This window comes from uncultured Corynebacterium sp. (assembly GCF_937999985.1).
In the GTDB taxonomy this organism is placed as follows: Bacteria; Actinomycetota; Actinomycetes; order Mycobacteriales; family Mycobacteriaceae; genus Corynebacterium.
The window spans coordinates 1-4,061 of the sequence record NZ_CALLDG010000215.1 but is presented as its reverse complement, the minus strand read 5'-3'; the positions used below and the strand labels follow the sequence as shown (position 1 = coordinate 4,061).

General features: G+C 58.4%; 6 protein-coding genes. 4 read left to right on the top strand and 2 right to left on the bottom strand.

What is annotated here, in order from left to right; genetic code table 11:
• From Q0331_RS10720 to Q0331_RS10705, 4 genes are all read left to right on the top strand, one after another.
• Window positions 1-578 (top strand): ABC transporter permease (locus Q0331_RS10720; RefSeq protein WP_298076345.1); only part of this gene is annotated, 578 nt, incomplete at its 5' end.
• Window positions 575-1,282, top strand: a complete 708-nt coding sequence (locus tag Q0331_RS10715; protein WP_298076344.1) for an ABC transporter ATP-binding protein — start codon at window positions 575-577, stop codon at window positions 1,280-1,282. The genes Q0331_RS10720 and Q0331_RS10715, both read left to right, overlap by 4 nt.
• Before the next feature lie 54 nt (window positions 1,283-1,336).
• A complete protein-coding gene (locus tag Q0331_RS10710; RefSeq protein WP_298076343.1) occupies window positions 1,337-1,903 on the top strand; it encodes a TetR/AcrR family transcriptional regulator in 567 nt (188 codons plus the stop codon).
• Between the two features lie 71 nt (window positions 1,904-1,974).
• A complete protein-coding gene (locus Q0331_RS10705) occupies window positions 1,975-2,601 on the top strand; it encodes a hypothetical protein (protein ID WP_298076342.1) in 627 nt (208 codons plus the stop codon).
• A gap of 13 nt (window positions 2,602-2,614) precedes the next feature.
• Here the strand turns inward: Q0331_RS10705 and Q0331_RS10700 are convergent, their stop codons facing one another.
• Window positions 2,615-3,265: a response regulator transcription factor gene (locus Q0331_RS10700; protein ID WP_298076346.1), complete on the bottom strand. Its 651-nt coding sequence runs from the start codon at window positions 3,263-3,265 to the stop codon at window positions 2,615-2,617.
• A gap of 11 nt (window positions 3,266-3,276) precedes the next feature.
• The coding region (locus Q0331_RS10695; protein WP_298076340.1) for a sensor histidine kinase at window positions 3,277-4,061 on the bottom strand (785 nt) is incomplete at its 5' end.

Genomic DNA, 4,061 nt, shown 5'->3' with positions numbered 1-4,061 from the left:
CCCTCGACGTCTGGCAGGAAATCCACGCCGGCGCACGCAAGGGTGAAGAGGTAAGCCCGGAAGCATACAAGGAAATCTCCGTCATCGCCGCCCGAACGCAGGATAAACCAGACACTGGGGCGCTCTCCGACGCCTCTGGCCTGGATGTCCGCACGCTCAAGGAAAGCTTCGACTCCTCCCCCGGCTACACCGCCGAAATGATGACCCTTTCCATGATCAAGTGGTTCCTCTATGTCATCGCCGCCCTGGTCACCGGCGCCTTCTTCCTGGTGTGGACCATCCAGCGCGCTGGAAACATCGCCGCACTGCGCGCGATGGGTGCCACGAAAGGCTTCCTTCTGCGCGACAGTCTGGGCCAGGCGGTCATCATTCTGGGTGCGTCCGTCATCGTCGGTGCACTTATCGCTGTTGGCCTCGGGAGCCTCCTGGAAACCACGGCGATGCCTTACGCCACCGAACTCGGATCCGTCCTTAGCGGCAGCGCGATCCTCTTCGTATCTGGCCTGATCGGCGCACTGATCGCCGTCGTCCGTGTCACCCGCACTAACCCGCTCGCAGCCCTAGGAGAAAACCGATGAGCCCCACCCCGCACCTTCCCGCCCCGCACGTTCCCGCCCTGGAACTTAGAGACGTCACGGTGACCTACACCGACGGCGATTCCCAGATCACCGCGCTGGACAAGGTGAACCTGACCGTCGAGCCCGGAGAGTTCGTCGCCGTCGTCGGCCCCTCCGGTTCCGGTAAGTCCACGCTGCTGGCCGTCGCTGGAGCGCTGACCAACCCGGCCGCGGGTGGCGTCAAGATCGGCGACGAGGACATCACCAGCTACGACGACAAGGAACTAGCCCGCATTCGCCGCGACTACATCGGCTTCGTCTTCCAATCCTCCGGCAGCCTGCCGGGCGCGCTCACCGCCGAGGAACAACTGGAGCTCGCCGCGCGCGTTATGGGTAGGCAAGGCCGTTACTCTGGTGCGGAGCTTTTGGAGAAGGTTGGTATGACGCCCCGAGCTAAGCACCGCCCAGGAAGTCTGTCGGGTGGCGAACGTCAGCGGGTGGGCATCGCCCGAGCTCTCGTCGGCGACCCACAGGTGTTGCTGGTCGACGAGCCCACCGCGGCTCTGGGCCGCAAGCGTTCGCAGGAAATCGTGGAGCTGTTGGCCCGCGAATGCCACGAATTCAACGTCGCGGGCGTGATGGTCACCCACGATCACGAGGTCTTGAACCACTGCGACAAGGTCTACGAGATGGTCGATGGGCGCCTGAGCGCAGCCTCCGAATAGGCACCCAAATAGGCCTCTACGCAGGCAAAGAAGCGGATAGTAAACTAAGTAACCATGCCGAAGATCACGGAGACGACAGTAGCGGAGCACCGCGCGGTCCAGCACCGCGCAGTGCTGGAGGCCGCCGAGCGGTTGATCGTTACTGGCGGCGGCAAGGTTCCCTCCCTGGCAGAGGTGGCAGCCGAGGTTGGCCTGGCCCGCCCCAGCGTCTACCGCTACGTCTCCTCCCAGCATGATCTAATGGTTCAGCTGCTGGTACTTAACAGCGATAGCTGGCATGACCAGCTGGAAGACAAAGTCAAGGCCGCTCCGCCAGAGGCCGAAGAACGCATCTGCGCCTACGTGGACGCGATGCTTGATCTCTTCGTGCATGGTTCCCACGGCCCTCTGATGGCCGCCGCCCAGCACTTCCCGGAAGCGTTCGCCGAAGAAAAGGTGCAGAAATCGCACGCTGGTTTTAAGGAGATCGTGGATAGCTTCTGCCCCGGTGTTTCCTCCATCGACATCGGATTGCTGAATGCGGCGGTGGTAAGGGCGTCAGAAATGGCAAAAACCCCCGAAAACCTGGAGCAAGCAACGGCAACGCTGCACCGCATGGCGCGCGCCATTGCGACAGGTTAGTCCATCGCCACGAGCGCCTAATTGCTTAGTTCTGCAGGGACAATCCCCGGCGACGTTGTACGCTTAACCTCATGCGAAATCGCCTTGTTGCACTCTCCGTTGCCGCGTTGACGGCCCTCTCGCTTGCAGCTTGTTCGGATAACGAGACTCCGCCTGAGCCGAGCGCTGCTCAGCCTTCGAAGGAGTCCGGCGAAACTTCCGCCGCCGCAGGACAAGAAGGCACTTCGGAAGAAGGGCAAGATGATAAGGCCACAGATAACACAGATAACAAGGCCAGAAAGCGCCCCAACCCCACAGCACCCAGCACTCCGAAGCCCGATAAGGTCGATCTTGCCCCGAATGAAACGGCTCTAGAGGGCAAGCTGATGAAGGTGCGCTTCAGCGACATGACCCCACCGGAGGACTTCGCACGAGTGGCGGACATCGTGGACGATAGCGTGGTCTACTACGCGATCAAGCTCGATCCGAAAAAGCCCGTGACGGCGAAGCTGGGAGCGGGCATTGGCACCCAAACTCCCGAATGGGCCATCGTTGGTAGCAGCAGCATGCCAAATGAAATGAACTGGGACTCCATGGTCGGGCGCAAAATCCGCGCTATCGCGCACCGGGATAACATGACCTTCGCTACGGACCCATCCGCTCCCCCGACGGCGGTAACGATCGAGAACTCGGACTATAAGCCGGAGATCCTCGACTAGTTGGTGCTTGCCCTCATCGCTCCGTATGCCGCAACCAAGCAAGTACTGCCTTTACGCGGCGATTGGCATCTTCGGGTGCAAACCCAAGCTTCATAAAAACACTAGCAACGTGCTTGCTCACTGCTCCCGCGGTCAGCACCAATTCATCCATGATCTCCGAGTTGCTCAGACCACGCGCCATTAAAGCAAGGACTTCTTTTTCTCGAGGTGTCAACGCAGCCAAGCCAGACCGTCGCGCCGAAAGCAGGGCAGATACAACCTCTGGATCAACGACGGTTCCTCCCCGAGCAACCTCGCCGAGAGAGTGAACGAATTCATCCACGTCAGAGACGCGTTCCTTCAAAAGATAGCCAAAACCGCCGTGCTCCAACAGCCGATCGAGATAGCTCGCCGCAACATACTGGCTAAGCACCATAACCGGTTGCGAAGGGTACCGTTTGCGCAACTCATACACGGCGCGCAGACCATCATCAGTCATGGTGGGAGGCATACGGACATCGGTGATAATCACATCGTATTTCTGTCCGTTTTCATCACTCGCCATCGTGGCATTACGCAACTCTGACGCATCGACCACCGTCACGACTTCATGTCCGAGTGCCATTAATAACTGTTCTAGTCCAGCACGAAGCAATGCAGAGTCTTCTGCAAGCAAGAGCTTCAAATTATTCTCCACTAGGTTGATTTGAGGGACTCAGACAGGGGCAATTCAAGAATCAACTGCGCACCAGATTCACTTTCAAGCGAGCTTTCACCATCCTTAGTGTTCTGGAATTTCACCGTTCCACCGAGTGCAGCGGCACGCTCGCGCAAACCTGCGATGCCCGTACCGTTTGAGTCACGTGAATCTTCCGAAGATGTCTCGATAAATCCCAACCCATCATCTGTAATAGACACTCGTAGCCGATTCGAAAAGGCGACTTTCACGTCAACGTGCTGAGCTTCGCCGTGTTTCGTTGCATTCGTCAAAGCTTCGGCAACGCAGTGGTAGGCCAGTAGCGCCATTGTTTCGTTCAACTCCGAAGAGCTACCTTCGACCTGCAAACAAGCGTCAACCCCTGCGTGTGCGATTAGCTCTTCAAGGGCTGCAATCAGCCCCCTGTCAAAGAGCACCTGCGGGGCGATTCCTCGCACAGTCGCACGTAATGCGCGTAATGCCTGGGAGGCATTGTGTTCTGCATCCTCCAATGCTGCCTCTATAGCTTCAGTGGAAGACTGATTCTTGTAATGCAATTTCGCAGTAGCGAGGTTGAGTTTTAGCGCTGTCAAATATTGTTGCGGCCCGTCATGGAGTTCACGCTCGATGCGACGGCGTTCTCCAGAGAAAGCGTCGATAAGAGTGGCACGAGAAGCAGCGAGTTCCTTGTCGCTGGGAGATAGCACAAACCGAACTACAGCTATTGACGCCGCGGAAAGCAGTCGCGAGAAGATCATCAAAAGACCAATAGCAATGGCGCCCA

Bases quoted from the DNA above. Each gene is read 5' to 3' on its own strand.
- Q0331_RS10715 (WP_298076344.1), top strand. From the start codon at position 575: ATGAGCCCCACCCCGCACCTTCCCGCCCCGCACGTTCCCGCCCTGGAA.
- Q0331_RS10710 (WP_298076343.1), top strand. From the start codon at position 1,337: ATGCCGAAGATCACGGAGACGACAGTAGCGGAGCACCGCGCGGTCCAG.
- Q0331_RS10705 (WP_298076342.1), top strand. From the start codon at position 1,975: ATGCGAAATCGCCTTGTTGCACTCTCCGTTGCCGCGTTGACGGCCCTC.